The sequence below is a fragment of the Streptomyces finlayi genome (assembly GCF_014216315.1).
Taxonomy (GTDB): Bacteria; Actinomycetota; Actinomycetes; order Streptomycetales; family Streptomycetaceae; genus Streptomyces; species Streptomyces finlayi_A.
In genome coordinates this window covers 4256205-4281907 of record NZ_CP045702.1, presented here as the reverse complement: position 1 = coordinate 4281907, position 25703 = coordinate 4256205, and the positions used below count along the sequence as shown (strand labels likewise).

The following is a 25703-nucleotide window of genomic DNA, read 5'->3' as shown; positions in this document are numbered from 1 at the left end:
CCGCGTGCCCCGCCTCCATCAATCGCCTGCGCTCACTTCCAGGACCCACCATGCCCGTACCGCGTACCAGCGCGCCCTCGACCACCACCGGGTCGGACGCGCTCCTCTACCTCCTCTTCGGCATACTCGGCATCGCGCTCGCCTTCGGTTCACTGGCCTGGCTGAGCGGCAATCTCACCAACTCGCTCTTTGAGAGCGGGTCTTGGGGTCCTTTCAGGGCCACGGATGCGCTGCTTCACCCCGATGCGCTGTGGCCGAACCTGAGCCCCACCGCCCTGCTGGTCGGCGCGCGGATCATCCCCGGCCTGCTGTCCGTCTGCCTCACCATCCTCGGCCTGGTTCTGTGGATGCGCCTGCGCGGTGGCCCGAAGAACGGCCTCGCCCGGAAGGCCGACCTCGCCCCGCTGCTGGACAAGGAGATCACCGCCAAGGCCAGGAGCCTGCGGCCGTCCCTCAGCGACCGGGAGTGTAAAAGAGGTCGCCCCTGCCGACCGCGGCATCCTTCTCGGCACCCTCTCCCCGGGACGGGCCAATGTCCGCGCGTCCTGGGAGGACGTGATCGTCGCGATCATGGCTCCGCGAAGCGGTAAGACCTCCGGCCTCGCGATCCCCGCGATTCTCGCCGCGCCCGGCCCCGTCCTGCTCACCAGTAACAAGGCCGCGAACGACGCCTTCACCGCGACGGTGGACGCTCGCGCCGAGGTCGGCACGATCTGGACCCTCGACCCCCAGCAGATCGCCCACCACCCGCGCGAGATGTGGTGGGACATCCTGGCCGACGCCCGCGACCTGGCCGGGGCGAAACGCCTCGCCGGACACTTCGTCGCCGCCAGCGTGGACGAGTCGAACGGCTCCGACTTCTGGTCGACCGCCGCGAGCAACACGCTCGGCGCGCTGTTCCTCGCTGCCGCCAGTCACCGCCGCCCGATCACCGATGTCCTGGCCTGGCTCGCCTCCCCCGCCGACCGGACCCCGGTCGACCTCCTCACCGATGCCGGCCACGACGCGGTCGCCGCCCAGCTCCAGGGCACTGTCTCCGGCGCGACCGAGACCCGCGACGGCATCTATGAGACTGCGCGGCAGTACGCGAGCTGCCTGCTCGACCCGGACGTTGCAGCCTGGGTCACGCCCGCCAAGGATCTCCCCGAGTTCAAGCCCTTCGCCTTCGCCACGTCCCGCGACACCCTGTATCTACTGAGCAAGGACGGCGGCGGCAGCGCGAGCGCGATCATCGCCGCAGCGGCCGACGCCGTGATGCGCGCGGCCGTGGTCGTCGCCGAGCGCTCCGGCGGACGGCTGGATCCCCCCGCGCTGTGCGTGCTCGACGAGGCCGCGAATGTGTGCAAGATCAGCGATCTCCCGGACCTGTACAGCCACTTGGGCAGCCGAGGCGTCATCCCGATGACGATCCTGCAGTCCTACCGGCAGGGCCAGCGGTGCTGGGGCGAGGCCGGCATGGACGCGCTCTGGTCTGCGGCCACCGTCAAGATCATCGGTTCGGGCATCGACGACGCGGACTTCGCCGACCGGCTCAGCAGGCAGGTCGGCGACCACGACGTGCAGACCACTTCGGTGTCGACCAGCGACGGCGGCAAGTCCACCTCGGTGAGCATGCGGACCGAGCGGATCCTGCCGCCCGATGCGATCCGTGCCCTGCCCAAGGGCAAGGCATTGCTCCTCGCCACGGGCATCCGGGTCGCCATGCTCGATCTCCGGCCTTGGTACAAGGAGCCGTCCGCCAAGGTGGTCGGCCCGGCTTCGGCCCGTGCGACGAAGGCGATCACCGAACGGGCCATCGCGAAGACCCACGGCCGTGACGACTTCGGGCTGTCGGCATGAGCGCGCCCACGCCGCGTCCCGGGCGGTTCGTACGCTCGCCGGTCGTTCTGCGCGACGGGCAGTGGTGGTTGGTCAGCGGGGCCGGCTCGCTACTCGCTTCCGATCCCACGTTCACCAGCACGCTGGACTGCCTCGCCCAGGCGATGGCCGCTGCCGACCAGGCGGTCGCCGACCTCCGCGCCCGGGAGAGCGAACCTCCCGCTTCTGATGCAGGCGGCCAGCGATGAACCCGCTGCTGGGCGCGGAGCAGGCGGTGCTCGGTTCCGTGCTGCTCGACCCGGGTCAGCTCGCGCACCTTGACTGGCTCGCGCCGGGTCACTTCTACCGGCCGGTCCACCAGGCGCTGTTCGCCGCGTTGCGCAAGCTCCGGGACGATGGCCACCCTGCGTTGGCCGAAGAGTCCGTACCGCTGTCGTGGGTGACCGATGCGGTCGACGAGGCTGGCCTCCACGTACGGGGGCTGACCGCGGTGTACGCCCACACCCTGATCTCGGCGTGCCCGCGTCCCTCGCACGCTCCGGTATACGGCCGCATGGTGCTGGAGGGCGCGATCCATCGCAGCATCACGGAACACGCGATCCGCCTTCACCAGGCGGCTCGCGCCGACGCCCTGCAGGGCGAAGTCGCGGGAGCCCTGCATCACGCGGACGTCCTTACCGGCGTGCTCAGCGATCTCGCACAGCGGTGGGGTACCGAACCGCGCCCGGTCGCGCCCGCCGCTCCGGTGGCCACCGTCCCGGTCGCGCCACCGCCGGTTCGGGCCGACCAGGTCGCCGAGGACGAGCGGTTCCTTCTAGCCGTCCTCGCTGAGCAGCCGAAGGCCATGGACGAGGTAGTCGGCTGGCTGCGGCCTGGCGACTTCGCCGACGCCACCCACGGGCAGCTCTACCGCTGCCTCGGCGCCCTGCACCACCGGGGTGAACCCATCGATCGGATCACGCTGCTCTGGGAGGCCCAGCGGCGCGGCCTGCTGGCCGACGGAACGCTGTCCAGCGATCAGCTCGCCGCCATCTGCGACGGCGTGGGTCCAGGCAGCGCCGAATGGCTCGGCGAGCTGGTGATGCGCTCGTCGGTCACCCGCACGGCGGCGACCTCTGCGCGTGAGATCCGAGCCTTGGCGGAGAACGAGGCACTGGCCCCCGGGCGGCTGATCAATCACGCCTTGCACGCGCTCGGTCCACTCGATGAGGTGCGGGCCCGCTGGCAGGCGGCGAACGGCCGCCCCGCACCGACGCCGCCGGCCCCAGCTCCTTCGCCAACCGGGCCGCCCCCTGCGCAGGTGCACGCGGCGCTCGCCCGCAGCACGCCGCGCCCAGTCTCGCCATCCTCGGCCCGGCCTGGCTCTGCCCCCAGCCCGGCCGCCGTGCGACCGCCCTCTCGCGGACACGGCTGACCCCTCCCCCCTTTCCGTCGCTCGTCCTCATCCCTTGGGAATCACCGTGAACAACACCCCCATCTCCGACGCCTTGGCCCTGCGTGCCACGGCCTCGACTTTCGATGCCCAGCGCGGCAAGCTCCCGGTCCCCGGAGACGTCCACCGCTCACCCGACAGCGTCGCCGTCGCCAGGCAGATCTCCGAACTCGGCGCGCTGATAAGCGGTTTGGGTGACGAAGTCCTCTTCCGTGTCGTCGACCACGACCAGGAGGCCCACAGTGCGCGGGTTATCACCAGCTTCGCCGCCGCCGTAGGACCTGCCGGCGAGGCGGCATCCGCTCTCGGGGCCGTGGTCCACCAGCTCTCGTTCCTGAACCAGACCGAGCACCTGCGCGACCAACCCGATGCCCGGGACGCTCGGGAGGCTGCGGCGCGGGTGACGGTTGACGCGCTCGGCACGGCGGACACGGCCCTACGCGAAGCCGCCGATTCCCTTCACGCCGCGTCGGCGACGGTTTCGCCTCCGTCCGCACGGCTGCAGGCAGCCCGTAGCCGGTCCACGACCGCGGCTCCTGCATTCGCTTCACCTCCGCCTACTGTCCCGGGAGCAGCAGCTCCTGCGGACCGGATCGCTCGGGGTCGGTGACATGCAGACCGCCATCGAGTGCCCTCCGCTGATCGGCTCGCTCTGCTCGGGGTACGGCGGGCTGGACCTCGGCGTCCAGTCCGCGCTCGGCGGCACGCTGGCCTGGCACGCGGAAGTCGATCCGAACGCTTCGCGCATCCTGGCCCGCCACTGGCCCGGCGTCCCGAACCTGGGCGATATCACGACCGTCAACTGGTCCGCCGTTCCTCGGGTCTGCGTCCTGACGGCGGGTTTCCCCTGTCAAAGACGTCTCGGTCGCCGGCCGCCGGGCCGGACTCAACTCCCAGACCCGCTCTGGGCTGTGGCTGCACGTGGCCCGTGCGGTCGAGGCCCTCCGACCCTGCCTGGTTGTGATCGAGAATGTGCGCGGCCTCCTCACCTCACCCGCCGGTTCCCCTGGCGACGTGGAATTCTGCCCGTGGTGTCTGGGAGACGCCCCAGGTCAGCCTCCTCTGCGGGCACTCGGTGCCGTACTCGGATCCCTGGCCGACCTCCGGTACGACGCGAAGTGGCGCGTGCTTCGCGCCTCCGATATCGGAGCCCCGCACCGCCGCGAGCGCACTTTCCTCGCCGCCTGGCCTGCCGAACACGCTGTTCAAGACGCCGACCAGCAACATCGCGAAGAACGGCGGCTCGCAACACCCCTCCAAGAGGAAGAGCGGAGGACACGGCCCGAACCTGGCCGACGAGGTGGAGTGGCTCCTGCCTACGCCGAAGGCATCGGACGGAATCAAGGGCTCGCCCAACCAGCGGCACGACAATGGGGACATGACCCTGCCGAGTGCGGCGGCGTCACTGCTGCCCACACCGCGGGCCAGCGACACGGGCACCCCGGGACGCCGACCGGGCAAGGGGTGGCGCCCTCCCCTGTCGGCAGTGGTTCTGCCGCTCTGGACGGAATCGGCTCCGGAAACCGAGGGGGCGACCAGCGATGGGGGGCATACGCAGCCGCCATCACCCGATGGGAGATGCTCACCCGCCCCGCGCCGCCGCCCACTGACGCGGCCGGACGCCTTCGTGCCGACTTCGTGGAGTGGATGCAGGGCCTGGAGCCCGGCTGGGTCACCGCCACTCCGGGGCTCGGACGACCGGCTCAACTCACCGCACTGGGCAACGGCGTTGTACCTCAACAGGCCAGCCGGGCAGTGCAGTTGCTGGCGCCGCCCTTCCCGCGCGGCCCTCGCTGCGCGACGGCGTAGCGCCCCACTACCGGGTTTTTCCGGCCGGACCAAATCGCCGTTCCTCCGGATCCTCTTCCTCATGTCGCCGTCTCACAGATGGAGCACGCCCCCATGTCCGACACCAGCACGACCGCCCCCGACCCGGAGCCGTTCCGCGTCCCCGACGGGGACCTCGACGACCTCGCCAGCACCCTCGCCAAGACCATGGCCGAGGTCAGGCAGCACGGCGTCATCCTCGACCGCCTGGGCTCCGAGCCCGCTCCCGCCTCCGCCGCGATCCCGTCGGCGGACGACGTTCCGGCCGCAGAGGCGACCAGCTCCGCGCAGGAGGATGGCCCCGCTTCGGTGTTCATCCTCGCCTTGGGCGGCGAGGCGTACGCCATCGAGATCGCCGCCCTCAGCGACTGGGTGAACTACCTCTTCCTCCCGGTGTACGGCCGAGAGATCAGCACGACCCGCCCCTGGTGTTCGCGGTGGCACGAACACCCCGAAGCCGTTGCCCGGTTGCACGCCCTCTGGCTCGCGTGGCAGCAGCTCACCGATGCCGAGGCCGGCCTGTCCGGCCCTTCGACGTGGCACCGCGACCACCTGGACCAGGCGCTGGCCCAGCTCCGTGCTCCCGACGGTCCCTTCGCCGCGTGCACGACGAGCGCGACCCGGCCCAACCATCGTGTGCTGGCCACCCCCGCGCCGCAGTTGGAGCTGGCGGCATGAGCAGTGAACTCGACTTCCGCCTGGATGACTTCGAGCCCGCTGACGCGGATTCGGAGTACGCGGAGCAGCGTTTCTGGGCCGGTGATCTCACCGTCCTGGCCGAGCACCACACCACCCCCAACGGCTCCCACGACTTCGTCCTCGCCCACGACGGCTCGGTCACCTGGGGAGTACCTGGCGAGCCGCAGATTCGCGCGATCAAGGTCGCGCGGGACCTCAACCAAAACACCTTCACGTTCGATTCGACCTATCACTCCACCGTGTCCTTCGCTCAGAACTGGCTGATCGAGCGCGGTTGCCCGCCCGAGCGGATTTCCCAGGTCGGCAACGATTTCATGAAGCCCGCTGACGATCGCACCGCGCGGGTCGAGCAGAAGCTCCGCACGTCGGGGGACCGGTACAAGGTCCTCGACAGCTACACCTCGGACTTCGACCCGTGCGAGACATGGACGTTGACCCGCGACTCCCTCGCTGCTCAGGCGCCGATGCGCATCTTCCTCGAAGAGGGGGACTTCGACGCTCACACGTACACGATGCGGGAGGGTGCCTTCGCCGACGAGGACGCCGCCCGGCACTGGCTGGACGACCGCAGCACCGCGCTGCCGCAGCCGCCGGAATACCGCGGAGACGCCGCTGTCCTCCGGACCCGCGCTGCCCTCACGCGGTCGGCCGGTGCTTCCGCGATACCGAAGGCCGGCCTCGACGCCCCCAGCGCACCGTCGGCAGGAACGGCACAGCGACCGAACCCGGGGCGGTCGATGTGAGCCGTGCCCGCTTCGCCTTCTCCGCACATCCGGACGCCATCGCGGACCTGCGGGAGCTTCCCGACGAGATGCGTGACTTGGCTCTGCTGGAGCTGCAGAACCTGGTCCACGGCAGCGATGACTGCCTGCCGCTGAAGGGTCGCCTCGCGGGCTTCCACAAGGTCTACGTCGATCCGTCCGTCTCCTACCGGATGGTCATCCAGTTCCGCCCGGCTCCGCCGACTTCGCACCACAAGCGCGAGATCTATCTGGTCGCCGCCGGTAGCAGGAAGGACTACGCGGTCTACCGATCGGCACACCTGCGTACCGGACCCCACCAGGCCCCCGAGACAGCCTCTGCTTCCGAGGCGCGTGTGCAGGCCGCCCGATCCCGCTCGCCCCGCGCGGTCGACCAGCCGACTGCGGTCCCGGCAACTCCTCCCCCAGCAGTCCAACCCACTGCTGCCGCTTCTCGAAAGGCTCCCCAGCGATGACCGCCGACCGCACCCCCCTGACCCGTACCGAACTGGCTGACCTCCTCACCGAGGTTGCGCACAGCGTCTCCGGCATCCTCACCGCCGAGTACCCGACGGCCGCTAGCCGCTCCTACCTGCACCCCGTGCTCGGTGCACTGTCCGCCGGGCCCCGGGTCGTCTGCGAGCTGAGCGACCGGCTCGAAGGCTTCGTGGCCGACGATCCTCTCCCCACGACTCCGGCGGGTCTGTTCACTCTGGCCTCCTACGCCTCGGCGCTGGGATGGCTCACCGAGTCCCTCGCCGAGCTGACCGCTTCGGTCGACCGGATCTGCACGCGCGTCGGCATCCCCACGGAGGCGCCGGACCCGGCCTTCGCCGCACGGGCCACCGTGGAGCAGAACGGCGAGTTCGACTTTTCCTTCAGCGCGCTGGAGTTGGCGGCGATCCGTACTGCCGCCGAGGCCGCCGGCCTCGCGCCGGTCGACTACGTCGAGGTGCTCTCCGAGTCTCTGCTGGCAGCCTCCCGGATCACCGACGCCTGCATGGAGATCTCCAGCGGTCTGCTCGAAGACGCCGCGTACGTCCTCGGCGAGGCGACCGACCACATCTGGATCGGCGACGGTCCCGAGAGCCTTCCCACTCTGGTCCGCTCCCTGCTCGCTCGGATGGAGGCGGCGGAGTGAACCCTCATGACGCAAAAGGGCGGGCCGATGACTGGGCCATCTCGGGTGACCGCCGCCTCCGCGCCCTCGAAGCCGTCGAGGCCGGCGGACTGCGGTTCCACCAGAGCGCGGTCTACGGCTACATCTATCTCTCCGACGGACAGGGCCAGCGCCCTAACCCGGAGGTCTGGCCTGAGACCGTCCAGCGGCTGGTCGCCGACGGGCTACTCGTCCAGGACACCAGCGAGGGGCTGTACCGGCCTGGGCAGCTCCTCTCGCTCACGCCGCAGGGCGAGGTGGCCCTTCGAGACGCTCGTACGGCCACGCCGCGCGTATCCGCCGCCCTCAGCCGCAGCGGCGCTGCAGCGATCTCCGGCCACGGCGTCGACCCATCCGCCGCACCTGCGACAAGCACGGCCACCAAGCCGTTCCGTTCCCGCTGATTCCCTAGAAAGGACGCCCTCATGTCCACCGCGATCTACACCCGCCGCCTGGTCGAGCACCGGTACGGCCGCCCGCTGGAGAAGCTGCAGCGCGGCAACGCCTCCTGCCGTTCCGACGACCCTGTTCTGCCCATCCTGCTGCGGCGGCTCGACGGACTCGCCCAGACCGGTGCCGATGCCCGGTCAGCCCGCCGCAACCTCGACGCGGCCTGGCAGCGGCACCGCTCCGGCGAACACGCCCTCGACGATCTCGTTCTGCTGTACGCGGCCGAAGTCGTCGACCTCGAACGCCAGGAACAGAGCGAGGCGGAAGCGGTCTGGGACCTGCTGGATGTCCGCCTCCTCCTGGACCGCGCTTCTACTCAGCGTCCGTCGGCTCATCGAACCATCCCTGCTCCTGACGAGGACCTGCTGGCCACCGCCCGCGAGGTCGCCGCCGGCCTGCATCGCCTCAACCGCGAGGCACTGCGCCGGGGCCTGCGCGACCGCGGCGTCCACGTCAGCAACCGCCGCCTCGGCGCGGTGCTCCAGAGGCTTCGAGCCGAGAGCACCTCCCGCTGACCGCTCAGGCGCACCGCAAATCCACAAACCCCCTTTGCTCTTACGGAGTTCACCCCATGTCCTCCTCCTCTCAGTCTTCCGCCGCCTCGATCGGGTCGGTCGATGCCCAGCGTGTCGAGGACGCGCTTTCCCTGATAGCACCGAAGTGGACCACTTGGTCGGCGCAGACCCTGGCGCAGCAGGGCAGCCCCATGCGTGTGCGTGACGTCGCGACCAGGCTCCCCTTCGTCAGCGAGCAGCTCGTCGGCAAGCGGCTGGCCCAGATGCACGCTGACGGACTGGTAACCCGAGCCGCCGACCGTCATGGCGCTCCGTATCAGCTCAGCGCCTTCGGCGAATCGCTCTCTCGTGTGCACCACGCCCTTTCTGGCTGGTCCCAGGCCAACTTGTCGCTCGGTGGCCAGGTAGCTGGTGCCGAACGCGTCGAGGACGCCGTGCGGCGGCTGCACCTACGGCATTCGACCGCCGTGATCCAGGTTCTCGACGAGGGCGGCCCGATGCGGTTCGTCCATATCGCCGAGGAGGCCGGCCTGGACAACGGCTTCACCCGGCAGCGCCTCAACCGGCTTCAGGTCGACGGCTTGGTCGCCCGTACCGGGCCCCGCCACGGCGACCCCTACGTCCTGACCGACGCCGGGCGGGCGCTGGGCCCCGTCTACGCAGCCGTCGAGCACTGGAGTGACCCCGTCACCACACGGAATCGCTCGGCACCGCCGACCCGTGTCGTGGCGGCCACCCGGACCCACACCGGCGTCCCGCTGGGGTCGGACAACGTCCGAACTGCAGCGGCCCTGCGTCGGAGCGCCGCCGCGCCGAGCGCTCTGTTCAGCCACGCACCGCAGCCGCAACCGCGGGTGCCGTCGGCCGTCACCGCCCAGTCGACCCCCTCTCGGGGCCGGTGATCCGGGTGGTGCTGAGAACCAGCCGCACTTCCCCGTTGCCATGGCGCCCGCGTGCAGTCGAGCAGCCCGTTCCGCTGTGCACGCGGGCGCGTTCCCCTCCATCGTCCCCGGAGCCTCGACTATGAGCACCCAGCAGCCCTACAGCCAGGATCCCTACCAAGAGGTACTGGTCAGCCCCATGTACCTGGCCGGTTCCAACGGGACCGGAGACGCTGGCTTCGCCCCCGTCGCTCACTGGCCCCATCACTACCTCGACGAGGGCCCCTGCCAACTGCTTGTCACCTCGCCGGATCAGAGGATCCGTATCGGCTGGTTCGGTGACGACTTCGAGCTGTGGAAGATCACCGCAGCCGAAGAGGCCGTCTCCGCACCCCGCTGGACAGCGACCTTCAACCACGTCACCCCGGCCGAGATCGTCGCCGGTCTCACCACCGCTCTCGCTCACGACTACGCCGAAGCCGACGCCTACGAGGGCAACGGGCGCTTCCTGGCGAGCCCGTCGTACCGCTGGGCCGATGCCGTCCGGCCCCTGACCGATGCCGGCTGGACCCGCGACGGCGGAGCCGAGCTGGGCACCGTCGAGATCATCGCCCCGGACGGACAAGCAGGGATCCTCATCGACAACCGTCGCTCCCGTCCGGACGACGAAGCCGTAACGCTCTGGGCGGGTCCACCAGGGTGGGGCACTCGCGCGGAGGCGTACTTCTCCGCCGGTACTCCCTCCCATCTGATCGCCGCAACGGCAGCGGTCATGGCCGATCCAGCCCCGGCGGCACGTGAGCGGCACCAGATCCACCGCGAGGTGGAGCACCTGGTCTCGCTCACCCCAGTCGGCCCGATCGCCCCCCAGGTTCCTCGGGCTCCCACCCCCCTTGACGTACGCCGCACCGCCGTCACGCAGGCCGTCAACCGCGCCGCACGTTTCCCTCGCACAGCCGCCGACCTGCGGGTCATGGCCGCCCGCAGCCGTACAGGGGCCTCGGCGCAGAACCGGTCGAGCAATCCTTCGCCCGCTCTCGGGGGCAGGCCGCTGGCCGCCCCGACACCCCCACGCCGTAGCCGCTGATCATCGGCTTCAGCCTCTCTGGGACAGCCCCTCCGCCCGAAGCGCCACTCCGAATGCCGGGAGTTCCACCATGCCCGACGCCACCGCACTCGATCAGGCCACGACCATGATCGAGAAAGCCTGGGGCCGCCCGATCGAAGCTCTGGAATCCCTCGCGGTCCGCCGCCCTAGCGACGAGCCGCTCCTGCGCTCGGCCATGCGCATCCGCTCGTCCTTGGTCGTCACCGACAACGCCGTGGCTGTGCACCAAGACCGTCTGCACGCCCTAACCCAGGATCACCGGCTCAGCGGCAGACCTTCGCGTCGCTCAAGCCGAGAGCCGGACTTCCCTTCAGGCCATCAGTCACGTGATCGAAGCACGTGAAGCCGCCGCCACCGCGGACCGGCCCCCAGCAGCCCGGCTGGCCCAGGCCGCTGTCGCCCGCTCCGGGCACGCTCCACGCACCCTGGGCCAGTCGCCCGATCAACCCGCGCCTTCGGCCGCTTCCGGCCCGTCGGTGGCCGCACCGGGGCCGCACCGCTGATCGGTCAGCCGAGGTCCCCGTCGCGGTGGGCATCCCCGATGCGGGAGCCCACCGCGCGGGCCAGGTCCTCCAACGTCAACTCGACGCGACGCCCATCCGCGATCCGATCCTGCACCACGGCGTCCTCGTCTCGGCATCCGTCGGACTGCACACCGACGGCCCACTGGCCGTCGGCGACCATCGCGATGTCACCGACCGTCCACGGCCGCCCGGCGGCGCGGACCTTGCGTTCCAGCCCGGCCCCGTCCCAGTGTCTGCTCGGCTCCGCCATCCCTGCTCCCCCTTCGGTCCTGTGCGGCCCATTGCCGCAACCCAGTTACGACAACCGCCTTCGCCGTTCCATTCCCGGCGTCAGAGTCCCCCACCGACGGCCGCCAGTTCGCCCACGGCAGACGCCGCTTCCCGGGAAAGGACTACGTACTTCGGGACACCGCATGTCAACGTACGGGTGTTGGGAAAAACCGCAGGTCAACGAAGGGATCGTCCAACCGTGAACACCTCCCCCACCCTCCTGCCCGCCGTCGTCCGCCCGGCCGTGGAAGACCGCCGCTGGCTCTCCTCCGACCACTGCGCGGGCCCGGTGCTCGACCTCCTCGATGCCCTCGGCTGGGCGATTGTCGACACCCCGGAGGCCAACGTCCACGCGACGAGCCCGGACGGCCGTGTCTACGTCGGCTGGCTCCCCGAGGACTCCGCCGCCTGGAAGCGCGGCATCGTCTGGCAGGTCCGAGTGCAGTCCACCGAAGGCGACCCGTGGGTGCAGGAGTTCGGCCTCTACACCCCCTCCGAGGCCGTTGCTGGATTCCTGGCCGCGCTCATCGCCACTCCCACCCGCTGACCGCGCTACCGACCCTGTATCGGAGGAACCCCGTGGTACACCGCGCCCCACTCACCAACCATCATGCCGACGGCACTCTCTGCCCGGCGGACCACAAGCACACGAGTTCCGGCAAGCCGCTCCACCCCGACTGCCCCGGCCGCGCGTACACGCAAGCCATCTGCTCGTGCGGCGGCTGGGACATGAAGCAGTCCGGCAAGGGCTACGTCAACGAGAGTCGCAAGCGGCACCTCACCAGCCACACCCAGGGGCCGAAGCTCCTTCGCGACCTGCTGCGTCTCGACACGTCCTGACGCTCACTCATCAACCCAGCCATGCCGTTCCGTACCGCTCCCGGAGGATCCCGTGCCCCACTATCTGACCGTCGGCCACCTGCTCCGCCAGCTCCAGGACCTTGACCCCAGCCTGCCGATCCGCCTTGCCATCAACCCGGACTTCCCCTTCACCCACTATCTCGGGGCGGAGGTCATCGTCCGGGACGGCAAGGCGTTCATCGCCGACGACGGCCAGGAGGACTACCTCCCGGCGGTGGTCAGTGATGCTCTCGCTTGGGCCTGACCTCTCCCACCGAGAAATCCCGGAGGCTCCTATCCCGTCGCGATCCCGCCCTTCGCAGGCCCTTCCCCTTCACAGCCTGGCCGTACGCCCCATGCCAAGCGCCATGCGCGGCGCGCTGGTCCAGCGCGTCTCCGCCCTGCCCGACGGGCCGCTCGACGTCACCTGGCTCGCCGTAGAAACCCCGAGACTCCCCCTTGGCCGCATTCGCCTTCGCTGGGAGCCCGCCTCCCTCGCAGGGTGGGACGTCACCGCTCACCTGGGCCTGGCCACCACCGAGGTGCATCTGGCCTCGTGGCCTGCTGCCCCGAACGACTGGCCGCGCCTGGTCCGCCCTACCCTCCACGAGGTGCTTGGCCTTTGCGCCGCCCTCGCGGTCGCGACCGCCGCCCTCGACCTCTCGAACCGCCTCGCCCAGGTCTGACCGAACCGCAGAAGGCCGCCCCGCGCCGATCAGGCAGGGGCGGCCTTGCCGTACGTCCAGCCGCGTGTTGCGTACGCTCATCACCGACGAACGAGGAGGACGCGATGGCCGACGACCAGCAACTCTGGGGATACCCCGAGGTCGCCGCTCACCTGGGCATCAGCGTTGGGGCTGCCCGCAATCGCAAAAGCCGGGGCAGCCTGCCCGCGCCTGACGACACCACCGTGCCGGACCGGCCGCGCTGGAGACCCGCCACGTTCCAGGGCTGGAAGCCGGTCGGCCGGGGATTCCGTAGCGACCTGCACAGCCCGCACGGGATCACGCCGTTCGGCTGACCGGCGCTCCTGCCCGCCCGTAGGCTGCGGCCATGACGTCCGATTCGCCGATGCCCTCCCCACCGTTCCCTTCGCCTGACAACGCTGCGCTTCGGGTGGTCGTCGGCAACGCCATCGCATCAGTCCGCAACGGCGAAGCCTCGGTGGAGGACGCGATCCTCCACGCGGCCGTCCACGGCTGGTACGAGGGGCACATCCAGGGTGAGGACGAGTGCCCCGGCTGCGACTTCCGAGGTGGGCTGCCGAAGAACGGGAACCGCGGCTGACCATCGCGCAACGCCGAGGAGCGCCACCGACGTATCGGTGGCGCTCCTCGGCGTTCGGCACTCCGCTCGACTAATCCAGGTAGGTGCCGGCGAAGGCCCCGTCGAAGCCGAGCGCGGTGAGGCCCTGCTCGACGCTGGGGTAGGTCGTTCCGTCCGGGATGGCGATCAGGGCGTCGAAGTCGGCGCGGCTGATCTCGGGTTCGAGCCACTGGTTGCTGCAGCGGCAGCAGACCCAGACGTTTCGGCCGTGGTTGATGAGCAGCCAGTCGCGCCGGGCACGGCAGGCCGTGCACATCACCGGGATCCCCCGGAGGGCCAGTTCACGCGGGTGGCTGAGGCAGCGGGTCGCGCCGGGGCCGCTGGGCGGCTGCGTCTCGTACTCGAGTTGCAGCAGGGGGTCGGTACCAGCAGGGAGGACGGGCAGCACGGGTTTCGGCCCTACGGGGCGGTCGGTGGTTCTGAGCACGAGCGTCATCTCCCGGTCGAGGTGCTTCTGTTTCCATCCGTAACAGCCGGTGGAACGGATTGTCCAGGGGTTTGTCGGAGTCCGGCGGGCCGGTCAACCGGCCCGCCGGACCCTCGTCAGCGGCGCGGTGGGCGGTTGCGCGGGTCGGAGGCGGCGGGGCGAGCTGCTGCCGTGGGCGCCGTCCGGTTGTTGGTGCGATTGGTCGAGGCTTTCGGCTGGCTGGTGCCGGCCTGCGGGCGGCGAGTCGCTTCACCCGGGTGAGCAGGAAGCTGGGCGAGACGGCGCAGTCGCCAGACCAGCACGTCATTCACGTCGTCGGCCGTGTCAAGTTCGCGCATATCGATGGCCTGCTGGAGAAGAGTCTTGGGGTCGTGGCCTGCTCGCTCGGCCTGGGCGAGCGTGGCGGTCAGGGCATCGGTCGTCGTGGACGAGCTGTCTGCTCGCATCGCTGCTTCGGGCAGGGCTGCGCGGATGGTGGCCTGGTGGGTGCGGCGTTCGGCTTCTGGCAGGGCGCGCCCTTGGTCGCGCAGTGCCTGCATGGGCGTGGCAGCGGCCTGGCGGTAGGCGGCTCGCAGATGCTCTGCAGCCTGTCGAGAGGCATGGGCCTGCTGGGCATGGCCACGGGCGGAGTGCCAGCGGGCGGCGGCCAGCGTGACCAGGACCAGGGTGGAGAGGAGCATGGCGGTGGTGCCGCCGTCCTCGCCACGGCCGAGGGCGCTGCCGGCCTGGATGATGCCCCGGGCCGCCGAGCGGATCACCCGCGTGTCGGCACGCTCCGCTCGGACGTGGCTGCGGGTGGCACGCTCGAAGGAGCGGGCGGCGGCACCCAGCTCGGCGCGGGTGGCGGCCGGGGAGGTCTGTGTCACCGCGTCCAGGAGTTCGCCGACCCCTACCAGTTGAGCTGCGGCTTCGTCGTCGTCGCTGTCGAGCAGGATGGCGGCGCGCTCGGCGATGCCGGTGGCGTTGCGTCGTTCCCGGGCGGGCGGGGACCAGTCCGGTCGGCCGCCGGTCGCCGCCGGGTGCGTCGTCTGGTCAGCGGTGCCGTCGGCCAGGCGGCGGCGGATCTTGGGGAGTGAGAGGTCAGGGGCCAGCTTGGATCCGGGATACCAGATCGGTGTGCCCTCGCGGTTACGGTCGCCGGGAAGTGCGACGTTGAAGCCGATGGCGTCACCGGACGGGGCGTTTCGGATCTTCACACGGAGGCCCGCCTCGCGGAGCCTGGTGAAGAACTCCTCTTCGGTGGCCGCCCCAGCGAGGGCTTGGCGCACGGCTTCGCGGAGAGTCTCGCGAGGGGCCTCGGGCCGACCGGTGCGCTCGGCCTTGAAACGCTCTGCGCTGGTGGGGGTTTTGGCTCCGGTGCCGTCGCCGGGCTTGAGCTGGCGCAAGTCCATCTCCTTCTCGATGCGGCGGCATTCGGCCTGGGCCTTCTTGAAGTCGTAGTTCATCCTGGGGCGGCGCAGGTCGCCTCGGACCATGGTGGCCAGGATGTGGATGTGGTCGTCGGCGTGCCGTACGGCGACCCAGCGGCAGCCGTCCGGATCGCCTTCAGGGGCGAGGTTGACGGCCTGGACCAGGCGGCGGGCGACGGTGTTCCATTCGGCGTCGGTCAGGTGTCGGTCGCCGGGGTCGGTGCGGACCGAGCAGTGCCAGACGTGCTGGGCCGGTGCCGTGGTGCCGGCCTGCTTGACCCGCAGGTCCAGCGCTGCGGACAAGCGGGCGAGGGTGACCTTGGGATCGGGGTCGGGGCTGGTGTCTCGTCCGGGGTCGGGGGCGAAGCCGTCCCAGCTCCCGACGAGGTGGGCGTCGGTGTGTTCGTCGCGTTTGCCAGGGCCGTACAGGTAGACGAGCAAGCCGTGGGTTCGTGAGCCGCGCCGGATCTTGGGGACCATCAGAGTCGCTTCTTCACCAGGGTGTCGGCCACGTCGTCGATGCGGGCCAGGATTCGGGTCAGGGTTGTGAGGGCGTGTTCGAGTTCGCCGGGTCGGGGCTGCCCTCCGGCGTTGTGGACGTAGGCGATCTGGTTGATGTTGTTGCCGACCCGGGAGAGGGCGGTGCGCAGGGCGGCCAGCTCGTCGATGGCGGTGTCGAGTTGTTCGTTGGTGTGCAAGGTGGTGGAACCACGGGCGGCGGCGAGGCCGGCGGCGGCGAGGAATCGCGCGACGGTGACGCTGCGCTGCGCTGCGGCGGCGACGATTTCGGCTTTCTCTGTGTCGGAGAGGCGGGTGGTCGTCTTACGGGTGCGCTCGGTCGGGTTGCGGCTGCGACGGCGCGGCTTGCGGTCGGGGAAAGGCGACGCGCTCGGGCTCGGCTGCTCGCGGTCGCTGTGGCGGTCTGCTTCTCCCCCCGCGCCCGGCACCCCCTGGTGCCGGGTGTCTGGCTGGTCCCCGAGCGCCCTCGCTCGGGGACCAGCCGGACTTCCCCCGCCCTCCTGGGCGGGGGCAAGTGCGTACGACGGGCCGTAGGACCGTCGTACGCGACAACTTGCTCCGCCAGGAGCCGTCGTGGGGTCACGCTGCTGTCCGGCGGTGGTAACCACCGGATCGTTGGCGGTCACCGGCTCGTCTCCGGGTTTTCCTGTCGCAGTTCGCGGACGAGTTCCTCGATCCAGTCCATGGCCAGGACCGGGTGGTGGAGGGTCCAGGGGCGGCTTTCCCGGGTTCGTTGCACGGTCCAGATGTTGTCGGGGCCGGATTGGGCCCGGTGCAGGTGGCCGCGCTGGTGCAAGACGGTCAGCCAGGAGTTGACCTCGGTGGGTGTGGCCGGGTGGGTGCGCATGGGTTGCTCTCCGCTTCGCTTCGGAAGGATGTGGGGCGCGTGTCCGGGGGCGGGTGACCGGCCGTGGTGTCCGGCTCGGTCACCCGCCTCGTGCTGTCCTGTCAGTTCCGGCCGGAGGTGACCGGCTGTCCGTGCTGGGCGCGGAGCTGGGCCATCAGGGCGGTCAGGGTGTCGCTGGACAGCGGTATCTGCTGACCTCGGATCGCCTGGGCGACCACCTTGCGGGTCAGCTTGTCCTCGGCCCTGACCGCTGACCGGGCGATCTTCAGCAGTTCCTCGGTGTCCGGGTCGCTCCGCCGGTCACTGGCTGTCCGGGTGTCCCGGTCAGTGACCTGCGGCGGAGTGACCGGCCGGTTGGTGTCCGGCGCGTGGCTGTCCTGGTTGCCGGTGACCGGCTCGGTGCCGACCGCGCGGTCAGTGACCGGCGGCGCGGTGTCCGGCTGTCCGAGCAGGTCAGGGGCCTCGTGCGGCTGTTCGCGGTCACCGGTGACCGGGCTGCTGCCCGCCGGGGCGCTGTCCCCGGTCAGTGACCGGGGACTCGGGGCCTGCTTGTTCAGGGACGGTCGGGGCCGGTCGGTCAGGGCAGTGACCGGCTGCCCGGCGCTGACCTGACCGGCCTGCGGCTGCTGCTGTCCGACCCGGTCAGTCCTGGTGACCGCGATGCCCTCGGGCCGGTCAGGCTGACCGAGGTGACCGGCCTGACCGAGGTCCTCCCGGTCACTGCCCTTGACCGGGCCCCGGGCGATCAGGATGTAGAGGTGGACTGCTCCAGCCAGCGCGAGGGGGGCGATGGTGGACAGCACGGCGACCACCGTGTCCCCGAGTCGGAGGCCGGTGCCGGCGACCGCTTCGTCGTTGAGCCGGACCGCGTGGAGGGCGTTGGCCCAGATGCTGGCGGCGGTGGCCGTGCCGAAGAGGGCCCAGACGTAGAGCCGGGCGCGCAGAGGCGCGTCGCGGAGGACCAGGAGTGCCCGGATGCCGTAGGCGATGAAGCCGTCGATCACCAGGGGGAAGAGGTAGGTCAGGAAACCGCGGACGTGGATGGCGACGGCCATCTGCTGGAGGGCGTCGTACGACAGGGCGCACCCCGCGCCGCCCAGGGCGATGACCACCGCGCGGTCCCAGCCGGTGATGGGCGCCGTCCTTGGCGCGCTCGCGGTGCTCACGCCGCCGTCCCGAAATCGTCGCGGCCCAGGCGCTCGCCGTCGGTCTCGGGGGGCGGGGTGGTCTTCGTGGTCTGCTCCAGGTCTCGGTTGCGCAGGGCGCGGCGGGTCTCGCGGTAGAGCTTCTGAGCGTGCTCCTCGGTGATCTTCAGGAGCCAGGCCAGGCGCTGCTCGGTCACCCCGTGGCGGTACGCGGCGTGGACGACTGCGCGGCGCTCGGCCTTGGTGAGGTGGACGTCCCGCCCGGCGATGGTGGCGTTGACGCGGCTGTAGTCGAGGCGGTTGGCGAGCTTCTCGTGCAGCGGCCCGCGCTCCTCCTCGGTCAGTCCGCCCCGGATGCCGTCGGTGTCACCGCTTTCCAGGGCAGCATCCAGGCAGGTGCGGCGGACCGGGCACTGGCCGCACAGCGACTTCGCGGCGGTGATCTTGTCGGTCTCGTCGGGCTCCGGGAAGAAGATTTCGGGGTCCACCGGGTTGTACTCGGTGCTCTGGCAGACGGCCTGGTCCTGCCAGGTCTGGTCGCCGAGCGACCGGTGGCGGGCAGGGCTGATCGTCGTGGTGGTCATGCGGGTTGCTCCGATCGCTCTCCGCGCGCAGGGGCGTCGGCGGAGGGGTGCGCTGGGTCGGGAGGTGCATGGGGCGGCGCGCTGAGGGCGCGGCCCGGCGAGGCGGCCTGCGGTGGGTCAGGCTGCGGCGCGGTGGCGTCTGCGGTCGACCGGCTCGAACTCGACCCGGGTGGTCATCTGCGCGAGGCGGGAGGCGATGCGGTCGCCGAGGTAGGCCCGGAGGTCTTTGATCGCCAGGTTGGTGGTGACCAGCGTCGGGAGTTCGTAGTTGTACCGGCGGTTGATCAGCCGGTACGTCACTTCCTCGACCCACTCGCTGGCCTTGGCCGCGCCAAGGTCGTCGATGATCAGCAGCGGGCAGCGGCTGACGGCCGCCAGCTCCCGCTCGCTGTCGACTCCTGGCCGAGGGCGCAGGTCGGCGTACAGGTCGGCGGCGGTGGTCGCGCGCCAGCGCACGCCGACTCCGCTCTGCACCAGTCGCCGGACTGCCCCGTACGCCTGGTGCGTCTTGCCCGCGCCGACGACCCCGGCCATCAGCAGGCTGGGGCCGGTGGTGACCTGTCGCCGGGCTCCCAGGCTGGGGGCGACGGCTGCCTCGGCGACGTCCCGGGCCCAGGCCAGGACCTGGGGGTGGTCGGCGACGGCGGCCCGGTAGCGCGGGGGCATCCCCGCCGACAGGGCGTCCAGCGGGGAGAAGGGCTCGGGCTCGTCGGTCAGGTCGGCGACGGCTGCCGGGTCGATGTTGCGGGCGGCCAGGATCCGGGCCATCCGGTCCAGGGTGCCCTCGCTGCCGAGGGTCTGCGGTTCGCGGGTACGGGTGCGCATCACAGCTCCTCGGCGTAGGCGGCGACAGCGTTGGCCGGGTTGGTCCACGCCTGGTGAGCGGGCACGTTAGGCCGGATTCCCGGCCGCGCCAAACCGCCCGATCGCGCGTTCATGGCCTCGTTGACCATGCTGGTCAGCACGCTCGGGTGCTTGGGGTTGGCCGCGAAGTTCTGCAGTCCGGCCCGGATGTGCTCCGGGGCGATGCCCTCGCCCAGGAGCTTCTTGGCGATCCGCCCGAGGTGCCCGATCACCTCGCTGGGCGGACGCTCGTCGCAGGCAGCGATGTACTCGCCGACCAGCTGGTTGGCTGAGACGGTGGCTGCGGGCGCTGTGCGCCCCGTAGGGATAAGAGATCCAGGATCCAAGATCCTAGATCCAGGCGCCGAGCCCTCTCCGAGGCTTCGGGGAGGGTTCGGGGAGCCCTCGGCGAATGCGTTCTGACCTGCGCTTTTCGAGTCCGCGTGGCTAGGGGCGCCTGCCATGCCGTCGAAGGCGCCCTGCTGCACGGTGGGGGTCTGGTCGGCGTGGCCGTGAGGTGTCGCGGCGGGCTGCGCGGGCAGATCGAGGGCTCGGGGAGCGTTCGGCGAAGCCTCGGCGAGCCCTCGGGGAGGGGTGGGCGACTCCTCGGCCCGCTTGGTGCAGGTCCCCCCGCAGGGGCCGCACCGGTCGGCACCGTGGTGCTGCGGGCAGGAGGGCAGGCGGGACTGGCTCGGCTTATCGATCTTCTGGTGCGCAGACCAGGTCACAATGTGGAGGTAGCGGCGGCCGTCGCAGCCGGTGTACCGGCAGATCAGACCGGCGGTCGCGAGCTGGTGGAGGTCGTCCTCGACGTGGACCGAGGTGTGCTCGGCGCGCAGCGGCCAGAGCAGCCCGGCGATGATCGCGGCGTTGTCACGGTGGCGACCGTGGTCATCGGCCTGAGTGAGCAGGCCGAAGAAGGTGCGCTCTGCCTCGACGCTCACTTCGGCGAGCGACTCGGAGACGAATGCCTCCGGCTTGATGGTTCGTATCCGCGCCATGTCAGCGGCCCCGACCGGCGGCGACCAGGTCGCTGCGGGTGAGGGTCGCGGCGGCGATGTCGAAGGTGTGCGGCCGAGTCCAGTCCGCCTCCGGCCAGACTCGCAGGATCCAGCGGGCTGCGACCCTGGCGGTCGTCCGCCCCAGCTCCAGGGTCTCCCCGGCCTCGTCCTTGACGATGGCGTGCGGGTGGGGCCACGCCTCCTTCGGGTCGTTGAGACTGACCCGGACAGTTGCCGCGCCCGGGATCATGTCGGCGAGCTGGGCGGCGAGGCGGCGCTGGCGGTCGGTGTCCGGGCAGGCCGGGGTTCCGCTCGGCATGGCGAGCATGCGATACTCCGTTGTTCGTAGGAGTGCGGTGCGGCGGTTTTCGTGCAAGAAGCCCCGCCGCCCGCGTGATGTGAATTGGCGCCCCTCGGGGTGCCGGCCCGGCGCTTGGGAGTTGGTAGCTCCCGGGCGCCGGTTTGCTTTGCTGCGCTACTTCACGGACCGTGCGCGCGCATTCGCACCACCCCCTCCTCCCTGCCTTCCACCTGCTCGTTCCGCCCCTCCCCGGGTCGCTGCCCGGCGGGGGACGACGAACATACGTAGACACCCGCGGACAAGTCCATCCCTGGCCCTAACCCGTCGCACAGGGCTGGCGACGGCCGGTATCGGGGAAGGTGCTCCCGCGATCGGCCGACAACGACTGGGTACCGAATGCGATGGGGCGTTGCGCTAGTCGCCACGGCAACGCAACATGCATGAAGGTCCTCCAGGGGCTGGCACACTTGAGGATCGGGGCCCGATCAACAGGTGCGATACAGGAACGTACGTTAATTTTGCGGATGTATCAAGCCTGGATTACAGTTGTCCCAGACGCCGCCCCGACCAGCCCCACCGCCACGCCGCAGGAGTTCATGTGCCCCCACGTCAGTTCGACGGCAGTCGCGTGCGCGCTGTCCGGCGGGGCAAGGACCTTGGCCAGAAGGAGTTGGCCGCCGAGGTAGGCGTCAGCGGCCCCACCGTCGCGCGATGGGAGAGCGGGCAGGACTTCCCCAAGGGTGAGAAGCTCCCAGCGATTGCAGCGGCGCTGAGTCAGCCGCTCGATGCTCTCTTTCCCCATGACGGCCCGCCGGACCTGCAGCTCCTGCGGTGCGACGCCGGCCTCAGCGTGGCGCAAGCCGCTGCGATCCTCGGTACGAGCCGCGTGCCAGTGAGCAACGCCGAATCCGGTCGGCGCAGGCTCAGCGATGCTTACGTGCAGCCCCTCGCAGAGGCGTACGGGGTGACCGAAGCGGAATTGCTGGCCGCCCAGGACTGCTCGTTCGGCCTTCGCCCCAGGACCTCGCGTGACGATCAGGCATCCGCACCCCGCACGATCGGCGAGAAGATCAACTACCTCCTGCAGCACGGGTACGTGGGCCAGGAGGCACCCTCTGACGCGGAAATCGCGCGGGTCGTCAATGATCACGCAGGCGTGACAGCCGTCACAACCGACGACATCGTCGACCTTCGTACGGGCGTCACCACCGAGGCTTCCGACGTAGTGCGTGCCGGCCTAGCCGAGGCGCTCCAGGTTGACGCGGCCCTCTTCCAGGACGATGCCGAGGTCAACCCTGCGGCCCGCGAACTCCTGGAGGCGATCCGCTTCCTCGGCTCGATTCACCGAGGACAGATCCTCGGTCTGGCTGCCCGCGGTAACAGCGGGGGCCTCTCGGCCGAGATGATGGCCACCATCAACGACCTCGTCGGGGAACTGAAGCACAAGCTGCCAGAGGTGCCGGACGGGGAGTGAATCCGTTGGCAAGCGGGCCGGAGCGAAAGCTCCCGCCACCGGGCTAGTGCAGACAACAGCGAAGGGACCTCGGCGCTGCCCCATGATGGGGCAGCGCCGAGGTCCCTTCGCTGTTCTTGAGCTCGGAGCTTCAGGCCGAAGGCGGATGTCGCTCGCGCCTGGTCGGACAGTCCCGCGCTCGGCGCCGGGCTAGGACGCGGTGAGGTCCACGCCGAGCAGCTCGGAGAGAGTGGCCACGGTCTGCTTCGGGTCCTGGTTGTGTACGCCTGCAAGGCCGAGCTGCTCTGCTGCCTGAACGTACGCTTCGGTGTCATCTACGAAGATGCACTGCTCGGCCGGCAGATCCATGAGCTTGAGCGTGATCTCGAAGAGGCTCGGGTCGGGCTTGCGCAACAGGTGCTGCTCAGAAATCACCACGACGTCGTACAGCCGCTCAAGCTCGAAGCCGTCGTACAGGTCCCACGGGGCCAGCCCCACGCTGTTCGACAGGATGCCCACCTTGATCCCGGCTCGCCTCGCCGCCGCAGCCGCGTTGATCAGCAGCGGCTCAGGGCGAAGGTCACCGAAGATGCGACCCATGAGGTTGTCGGGGGGCACGCCCAGCATCTTCCCGGCGAAGTCGTTCCACTCAGTCTGAGAAACCGCTCCGCGCTCAAGGTCGCTGGTGATCCGGACGCCTTCGTCGTCCTTGTACAGGGCCGTGAGGCAGGCGCCCTGCGGGAGACCCTCGCGCTGCTCGAAGGCGAGCACGGCAGGCAGCAGGGGGGAGGTGAGCACGCCTCCGAAATCGAGGATGAGACCGGTGCGGTTGGACATGCGGGAACTCCATTACTGATTTCGGACGCCCATCCAGACCGGACAGCGTCGCGGACTCGGCTGTATATGGTGACGACAGCACTGTGCGTCACGAGGCCAGAATCCATTCATCACTTAGTGGGCGGAGCAGGGCCTATCAGTCCGCTCAACCCACGGTACCAGGCCAGTTCGTGCAGTCGAAGGTGCCGAATCTCACTCACAAGCCCGCCTCCCAAGATCAATATGCCGCCTGCCCCCGAGTCCCAGACAGGCGGTTTATTGCTGCTATTGATCCACTTCGGATTCCGCTCTTGCGGAGTGCCGAAGAAGCCCCTGTGCTTGATCCGTCGTGATGTGCGAGTAAGCGGTGCTGACTCGCACCAGCCACGCTGCTTCGCTGTCGGTGTCAACGAACGGCTTATCCCTCAAGGGCGCAGCGACATGCGGACGGACTGGTGTGGTGTCAGCGGCCAGGAGTGCCGCCTTAATCCAATACGCTTCTGCGGCCGGCTCAGGGTCAGAATGCGAGGCGGTAATGTCCTCTGCGGCGAACATCAGGTTTCGTGGAGCGTAATGCCGCAGCTTCTCGCAAGCGTCAGCAATATCCTGAGTCCATCGGTCTAGGCGGACGTCGATGGGAACGCGTATGTGCATGAGTTCCGCAACGCGCCCTCCGGCGGGGTACAGACTCGTCCCAGGAAAAGCTTGCACCAGGTCAAACCAGAGCGGATAAGTCCTGTAGAGGGTTTGCCATGTCTTCCACCGGGCTACTGCAGCACGGGTGGTGGGGATACTCGCCCCCGCGGCAACGATCAGGAAGAGCAGGTCCATCCATATCGACGTGACATCCACAAGGAACTGAACCGTGGAAGGGCTTAGGGGGAAGGCTACTGCACCCCAAAGAATGGTGATACGGGCGACTGTATGGACCAGCCCCATCCACATCGAAATGCCCATCAACCCCAGCCCGACGCGCATGCTTGTGCTCTCGGCCTGTCGCGCCGCCCTCGTCCACTGGTAGCCGCAAACTGCGGTCGTGATAAGCGGGAAGAAGTAGAATACGGTCATATAGACCGCGACTCCCCATTCTCCCGCATGGTCGATGAGGAAATTTTGGCTTGGCCTGTCGCGATGCACCACGGTGAAGAACAGGATCGTAAGCAGAATGACGCCTATTGCCCCCGCCTTATATGATGCGCGGGCAATCCAGCGTGAGACCGCGACGTGCCGAGGCACGACCGCCTCTGTGCTCTTTCCGTAGCTGGTGGCGACGTATGTCAGGGCTGCCATGATCGCTGCGGTACTGGCAAAGTGCCTGAGTAGGGCGCTCAGGTCCACCACAGGAATACGGTCGACCGCATCCATTGCCGCTGGCGTGTAGAGACACAGGGCGACGGCAAAACCCGCATAACCGCCCCAGAGAGCCCTGCGGTGAGAGTCGCCATACCGAACCGCAGGAAATCGCCAGATGGCGATAACGGTCATGACTGCCGCAGTCAGGTATTGAAAGTATTCGAACACGGAACCAGTGGATCTCTACGCGGGCTGCATTTTGTCGACCCGCAAGGTCGGTTGAGTGCAGACTTGACTGCCGGTAAGGGGACTGTGGGGCGCGGCGGAAGTCACTAGGCCGGAAACTGCGCCTAGGTGCTCGCCAAGCGCTCGCGGCTACACTCGACGCCGCGGAGGAGCAACAGGGTGAGCAAGCGAATTTTCTAGAAGGCTTACCATGTCGTCTCCTGTGGCCGACTGGCGGCGGGCCAATCGCTTTATCAACGAGGCCGACAGCTCGGCTTGCATTTCCTCGGGGCTGTCGAAATCGACTCGCCCCTGGACCAGAGTCGACGGAAAACGCCGAAGAACTTCCTGGCGAATTCGTTCAGGGACGTATCGCTCGATCTCGGCAGCCGTCAGGCAGGTGCCGTGGTCCAACCACTCATGTACGAGCTCATGGAGAATGATGTGCTCGGTTTGATTTCGACTCGACCGGCGACGATAGAGAATGATCGTAAAATCCGGCGCTTTAACCCGAAGCCCGCACGCTGCGCCGAGACCTCCGTCGGGGTCGTCCAGTGGCACGAGCCGAATCTGGCGGCCCAGCAGGACTTCCATATTTCGCACCAGAGCCTCAACGCTGAAAGGGGTGGGGATAGGGAGGCCCACGAGCAGTCGCTCGCATTCCTTCACGAAGGCGCGCTGTGAAGGGCCTCGACGCCAACGCATAGTCGCTCCCTAGAGATTCCGCCGATATTCGCCGCCAGCTCAATCCCGATACTCGTACGCGAGGCGCTGGTAGCCAGGAGCTTGCGCTTTGGGGTGCGTGGTGGTCGGCCAGCACACCGTCTGCGGCTAACCCTACAAGCAGGAAACCGTGATCCACATGGGAGGGGTGTGTAGCGAAGGTCACCTAAGTGCGATAGGCCACAAATGGGCCATCGAGATCGAATTTGGGCGGCCGTCCTTAATTGATCTTGGAATGCCCCCGGACATAGACCATCCTGTTTTGTCAGGTCCATTTCCGTTTACTTGTCAGGTCCATTCGGATACTGGGGGGCGCCTCTCAAAGAATCGCGTCGCCACGCGTCGGCTCTTCTACGCGAACCCCAACTCCCGTTTGTAGTCAGCGATGGCGAGCGCCGCAGCCGACTGCTCCACGGGCCTCGACCTGTGGAGTTCGATGCGCACACGGTGCCGGCCGCCTTCGAGCGACCAGGAGTCGCTCGAAGGCGCAGGCGTTCGTCTGGAGCGTCAGCGACTGAGTCCCTGCAC

Annotated in this window: 33 protein-coding genes and 3 pseudogenes; 24 read left to right on the top strand and 12 right to left on the bottom strand. The window is 69.3% G+C overall.

What is annotated here, in order from left to right; all coding sequences use genetic code 11:
• Positions 1-50 precede the first annotated feature (50 nt).
• The 16 genes and pseudogenes from F0344_RS19815 to F0344_RS35940 all read left to right on the top strand — a co-directional run bounded on the left by F0344_RS19815 (position 51) and on the right by F0344_RS35940 (position 10972).
• Positions 51-1839, top strand: a pseudogene (locus tag F0344_RS19815) (type IV secretory system conjugative DNA transfer family protein).
• The gene (locus F0344_RS19810; protein ID WP_185300051.1) at positions 1836-2066 is read left to right on the top strand and encodes a hypothetical protein; all 231 of its coding nucleotides are present in this window, start codon (positions 1836-1838) and stop codon (positions 2064-2066) included. The pseudogene F0344_RS19815 and the gene F0344_RS19810 overlap by 4 nt, the downstream one beginning before the upstream one ends.
• Positions 2063-3232, top strand: coding sequence for a DnaB-like helicase N-terminal domain-containing protein (locus F0344_RS19805; protein WP_185300050.1), 1170 nt, complete (start codon positions 2063-2065; stop codon positions 3230-3232). Before F0344_RS19810 ends, F0344_RS19805 begins: the two co-directional genes overlap by 4 nt.
• A gap of 46 nt (positions 3233-3278) precedes the next feature.
• A complete protein-coding gene (locus F0344_RS19800; protein WP_185300049.1) occupies positions 3279-3860 on the top strand; it encodes a hypothetical protein in 582 nt (193 codons plus the stop codon).
• 1 nt (position 3861) lies between these two features.
• Positions 3862-4044, top strand: a pseudogene (locus F0344_RS35955) (hypothetical protein); the annotation flags it as partial.
• 115 nt (positions 4045-4159) lie between these two features.
• Positions 4160-4426: pseudogene (locus F0344_RS35950) on the top strand (DNA cytosine methyltransferase); the annotation flags it as partial.
• A 402-nt stretch (positions 4427-4828) separates the two neighbouring features.
• Entirely contained in the window at positions 4829-5059 is a 231-nt protein-coding gene (locus F0344_RS35945; protein ID WP_258050014.1) for a hypothetical protein, read from the top strand.
• A 93-nt stretch (positions 5060-5152) separates the two neighbouring features.
• Positions 5153-5755 (top strand): DUF4913 domain-containing protein, encoded by a 603-nt coding sequence (locus tag F0344_RS19790; RefSeq protein WP_185300048.1) that lies wholly within the window; start codon positions 5153-5155, stop codon positions 5753-5755.
• Positions 5752-6519, top strand: a complete 768-nt coding sequence (locus tag F0344_RS19785) for a glycosyl hydrolase (protein WP_185300047.1) — start codon at positions 5752-5754, stop codon at positions 6517-6519. Before F0344_RS19790 ends, F0344_RS19785 begins: the two co-directional genes overlap by 4 nt.
• Positions 6516-6992, top strand: a complete 477-nt coding sequence (locus tag F0344_RS19780) for a hypothetical protein (RefSeq protein WP_185300046.1) — start codon at positions 6516-6518, stop codon at positions 6990-6992. The genes F0344_RS19785 and F0344_RS19780 overlap by 4 nt, the downstream gene beginning before the upstream one ends.
• A complete protein-coding gene (locus F0344_RS19775) occupies positions 6989-7657 on the top strand; it encodes a hypothetical protein (protein WP_185300045.1) in 669 nt (222 codons plus the stop codon). The genes F0344_RS19780 and F0344_RS19775 overlap by 4 nt, the downstream gene beginning before the upstream one ends.
• Positions 7654-8079, top strand: a complete 426-nt coding sequence (locus F0344_RS19770) for a hypothetical protein (RefSeq protein ID WP_258050013.1) — start codon at positions 7654-7656, stop codon at positions 8077-8079. Before F0344_RS19775 ends, F0344_RS19770 begins: the two co-directional genes overlap by 4 nt.
• Positions 8080-8100: 21 nt before the next feature.
• Positions 8101-8640 (top strand): hypothetical protein, encoded by a 540-nt coding sequence (locus tag F0344_RS19765; protein WP_185300044.1) that lies wholly within the window; start codon positions 8101-8103, stop codon positions 8638-8640.
• Between the two features lie 56 nt (positions 8641-8696).
• Positions 8697-9542 carry a winged helix-turn-helix transcriptional regulator gene (locus F0344_RS19760; protein ID WP_185300043.1) on the top strand — a complete coding sequence of 282 codons (846 nt, stop codon included), beginning with the start codon at positions 8697-8699 and terminating at the stop codon, positions 9540-9542.
• 121 nt (positions 9543-9663) lie between these two features.
• Complete coding sequence (locus F0344_RS19755; RefSeq protein WP_185300042.1) at positions 9664-10608, top strand: DUF317 domain-containing protein; 945 nt, start codon at positions 9664-9666, stop codon at positions 10606-10608.
• 70 nt (positions 10609-10678) lie between these two features.
• Positions 10679-10972: a hypothetical protein gene (locus F0344_RS35940; RefSeq protein WP_258050012.1), complete on the top strand. Its 294-nt coding sequence runs from the start codon at positions 10679-10681 to the stop codon at positions 10970-10972.
• Positions 10973-11136: 164 nt separating this feature from the next.
• Here F0344_RS35940 and F0344_RS19745 read toward each other — a convergent pair whose 3' ends face one another.
• Positions 11137-11403, bottom strand: a complete 267-nt coding sequence (locus tag F0344_RS19745; protein ID WP_185300041.1) for a hypothetical protein — start codon at positions 11401-11403, stop codon at positions 11137-11139.
• Positions 11404-11622: 219 nt separating this feature from the next.
• Here F0344_RS19745 and F0344_RS19740 point away from each other — a divergent pair, with 219 nt between their 5' ends.
• From F0344_RS19740 to F0344_RS19715, 6 genes are all read left to right on the top strand, one after another.
• Positions 11623-11970, top strand: coding sequence for a DUF317 domain-containing protein (locus F0344_RS19740; protein ID WP_185300040.1), 348 nt, complete (start codon positions 11623-11625; stop codon positions 11968-11970).
• Between the two features lie 32 nt (positions 11971-12002).
• Positions 12003-12263, top strand: coding sequence for a hypothetical protein (locus F0344_RS19735; protein WP_185300039.1), 261 nt, complete (start codon positions 12003-12005; stop codon positions 12261-12263).
• A gap of 52 nt (positions 12264-12315) precedes the next feature.
• Positions 12316-12528, top strand: a complete 213-nt coding sequence (locus F0344_RS19730) for a hypothetical protein (RefSeq protein WP_185300038.1) — start codon at positions 12316-12318, stop codon at positions 12526-12528.
• 91 nt (positions 12529-12619) lie between these two features.
• Positions 12620-12949, top strand: coding sequence for an esterase (locus tag F0344_RS19725; protein ID WP_185300037.1), 330 nt, complete (start codon positions 12620-12622; stop codon positions 12947-12949).
• Positions 12950-13053: 104 nt separating this feature from the next.
• Positions 13054-13284: a MarR family transcriptional regulator gene (locus F0344_RS19720; protein ID WP_185300036.1), complete on the top strand. Its 231-nt coding sequence runs from the start codon at positions 13054-13056 to the stop codon at positions 13282-13284.
• A gap of 32 nt (positions 13285-13316) precedes the next feature.
• On the top strand, positions 13317-13550 hold the full coding sequence (locus F0344_RS19715; RefSeq protein WP_184579757.1) for a hypothetical protein: 234 nt from the start codon (positions 13317-13319) through the stop codon (positions 13548-13550).
• 70 nt (positions 13551-13620) lie between these two features.
• Here F0344_RS19715 and F0344_RS19710 read toward each other — a convergent pair whose 3' ends face one another.
• The 9 genes from F0344_RS19710 to F0344_RS19670 form a co-directional block, all read right to left on the bottom strand.
• Positions 13621-14025, bottom strand: a complete 405-nt coding sequence (locus tag F0344_RS19710) for a hypothetical protein (protein ID WP_185300035.1) — start codon at positions 14023-14025, stop codon at positions 13621-13623.
• 107 nt (positions 14026-14132) lie between these two features.
• Complete coding sequence (locus tag F0344_RS19705; protein ID WP_185300034.1) at positions 14133-15905, bottom strand: relaxase/mobilization nuclease domain-containing protein; 1773 nt, start codon at positions 15903-15905, stop codon at positions 14133-14135.
• A complete protein-coding gene (locus F0344_RS19700; protein ID WP_258050011.1) occupies positions 15905-16372 on the bottom strand; it encodes a MobC family plasmid mobilization relaxosome protein in 468 nt (155 codons plus the stop codon). The genes F0344_RS19705 and F0344_RS19700 overlap by 1 nt, the downstream gene beginning before the upstream one ends.
• 194 nt (positions 16373-16566) lie before the next feature.
• Positions 16567-16791, bottom strand: a complete 225-nt coding sequence (locus F0344_RS19695; RefSeq protein ID WP_185300032.1) for a hypothetical protein — start codon at positions 16789-16791, stop codon at positions 16567-16569.
• 101 nt (positions 16792-16892) lie between these two features.
• Entirely contained in the window at positions 16893-17957 is a 1065-nt protein-coding gene (locus F0344_RS19690) for a DUF2637 domain-containing protein (RefSeq protein WP_185300031.1), read from the bottom strand.
• Positions 17954-18520, bottom strand: coding sequence for a WhiB family transcriptional regulator (locus tag F0344_RS19685; RefSeq protein WP_185300030.1), 567 nt, complete (start codon positions 18518-18520; stop codon positions 17954-17956). The genes F0344_RS19690 and F0344_RS19685 overlap by 4 nt, the downstream gene beginning before the upstream one ends.
• A 117-nt stretch (positions 18521-18637) precedes the next feature.
• Positions 18638-19345, bottom strand: coding sequence for an ATP-binding protein (locus tag F0344_RS19680; protein WP_185300029.1), 708 nt, complete (start codon positions 19343-19345; stop codon positions 18638-18640).
• Positions 19345-20364 carry a hypothetical protein gene (locus tag F0344_RS19675; RefSeq protein WP_185300028.1) on the bottom strand — a complete coding sequence of 340 codons (1020 nt, stop codon included), beginning with the start codon at positions 20362-20364 and terminating at the stop codon, positions 19345-19347. Before F0344_RS19675 ends, F0344_RS19680 begins: the two co-directional genes overlap by 1 nt.
• Before the next feature lies 1 nt (position 20365).
• Entirely contained in the window at positions 20366-20692 is a 327-nt protein-coding gene (locus tag F0344_RS19670; protein ID WP_185300027.1) for a transcriptional regulator, read from the bottom strand.
• Positions 20693-21263: 571 nt separating this feature from the next.
• Between F0344_RS19670 and F0344_RS19665 the strand changes: the two genes are divergently transcribed.
• Positions 21264-22139: a helix-turn-helix domain-containing protein gene (locus F0344_RS19665; protein ID WP_185300026.1), complete on the top strand. Its 876-nt coding sequence runs from the start codon at positions 21264-21266 to the stop codon at positions 22137-22139.
• A gap of 189 nt (positions 22140-22328) precedes the next feature.
• Here the strand turns inward: F0344_RS19665 and F0344_RS19660 are convergent, their stop codons facing one another.
• The gene (locus F0344_RS19660; protein WP_185300025.1) at positions 22329-22955 is read right to left on the bottom strand and encodes an HAD-IA family hydrolase; all 627 of its coding nucleotides are present in this window, start codon (positions 22953-22955) and stop codon (positions 22329-22331) included.
• Positions 22956-23219: 264 nt separating this feature from the next.
• A complete protein-coding gene (locus tag F0344_RS19655) occupies positions 23220-24455 on the bottom strand; it encodes an MAB_1171c family putative transporter (protein WP_185300024.1) in 1236 nt (411 codons plus the stop codon).
• 273 nt (positions 24456-24728) lie between these two features.
• Here F0344_RS19655 and F0344_RS19650 point away from each other — a divergent pair, with 273 nt between their 5' ends.
• A complete protein-coding gene (locus F0344_RS19650) occupies positions 24729-25136 on the top strand; it encodes a hypothetical protein (RefSeq protein WP_185300023.1) in 408 nt (135 codons plus the stop codon).
• Positions 25137-25703: the final 567 nt, after the last annotated feature.

Coding starts and splice junctions, on each gene's coding strand:
- F0344_RS19680 (WP_185300029.1), bottom strand. CDS start 19,345: ATGCGCACCCGTACCCGCGAACCGCAGACCCTCGGCAGCGAGGGCACC.
- F0344_RS19725 (WP_185300037.1), top strand. CDS start 12,620: ATGCCAAGCGCCATGCGCGGCGCGCTGGTCCAGCGCGTCTCCGCCCTG.
- F0344_RS19660 (WP_185300025.1), bottom strand. CDS start 22,955: ATGTCCAACCGCACCGGTCTCATCCTCGATTTCGGAGGCGTGCTCACC.
- F0344_RS19685 (WP_185300030.1), bottom strand. CDS start 18,520: ATGACCACCACGACGATCAGCCCTGCCCGCCACCGGTCGCTCGGCGAC.
- F0344_RS19720 (WP_185300036.1), top strand. CDS start 13,054: ATGGCCGACGACCAGCAACTCTGGGGATACCCCGAGGTCGCCGCTCAC.
- F0344_RS19695 (WP_185300032.1), bottom strand. CDS start 16,791: ATGCGCACCCACCCGGCCACACCCACCGAGGTCAACTCCTGGCTGACC.
- F0344_RS35945 (WP_258050014.1), top strand. CDS start 4,829: ATGCTCACCCGCCCCGCGCCGCCGCCCACTGACGCGGCCGGACGCCTT.
- F0344_RS19805 (WP_185300050.1), top strand. CDS start 2,063: ATGAACCCGCTGCTGGGCGCGGAGCAGGCGGTGCTCGGTTCCGTGCTG.
- F0344_RS19675 (WP_185300028.1), bottom strand. CDS start 20,364: ATGGCGCGGATACGAACCATCAAGCCGGAGGCATTCGTCTCCGAGTCG.
- F0344_RS35940 (WP_258050012.1), top strand. CDS start 10,679: ATGCCCGACGCCACCGCACTCGATCAGGCCACGACCATGATCGAGAAA.
- F0344_RS19785 (WP_185300047.1), top strand. CDS start 5,752: ATGAGCAGTGAACTCGACTTCCGCCTGGATGACTTCGAGCCCGCTGAC.
- F0344_RS19755 (WP_185300042.1), top strand. CDS start 9,664: ATGAGCACCCAGCAGCCCTACAGCCAGGATCCCTACCAAGAGGTACTG.
- F0344_RS19710 (WP_185300035.1), bottom strand. CDS start 14,025: ATGACGCTCGTGCTCAGAACCACCGACCGCCCCGTAGGGCCGAAACCC.
- F0344_RS19705 (WP_185300034.1), bottom strand. CDS start 15,905: ATGGTCCCCAAGATCCGGCGCGGCTCACGAACCCACGGCTTGCTCGTC.
- F0344_RS19745 (WP_185300041.1), bottom strand. CDS start 11,403: ATGGCGGAGCCGAGCAGACACTGGGACGGGGCCGGGCTGGAACGCAAG.
- F0344_RS19715 (WP_184579757.1), top strand. CDS start 13,317: ATGACGTCCGATTCGCCGATGCCCTCCCCACCGTTCCCTTCGCCTGAC.
- F0344_RS19670 (WP_185300027.1), bottom strand. CDS start 20,692: ATGCTCGCCATGCCGAGCGGAACCCCGGCCTGCCCGGACACCGACCGC.
- F0344_RS19760 (WP_185300043.1), top strand. CDS start 8,697: ATGTCCTCCTCCTCTCAGTCTTCCGCCGCCTCGATCGGGTCGGTCGAT.
- F0344_RS19810 (WP_185300051.1), top strand. CDS start 1,836: ATGAGCGCGCCCACGCCGCGTCCCGGGCGGTTCGTACGCTCGCCGGTC.
- F0344_RS19775 (WP_185300045.1), top strand. CDS start 6,989: ATGACCGCCGACCGCACCCCCCTGACCCGTACCGAACTGGCTGACCTC.
- F0344_RS19765 (WP_185300044.1), top strand. CDS start 8,101: ATGTCCACCGCGATCTACACCCGCCGCCTGGTCGAGCACCGGTACGGC.
- F0344_RS19790 (WP_185300048.1), top strand. CDS start 5,153: ATGTCCGACACCAGCACGACCGCCCCCGACCCGGAGCCGTTCCGCGTC.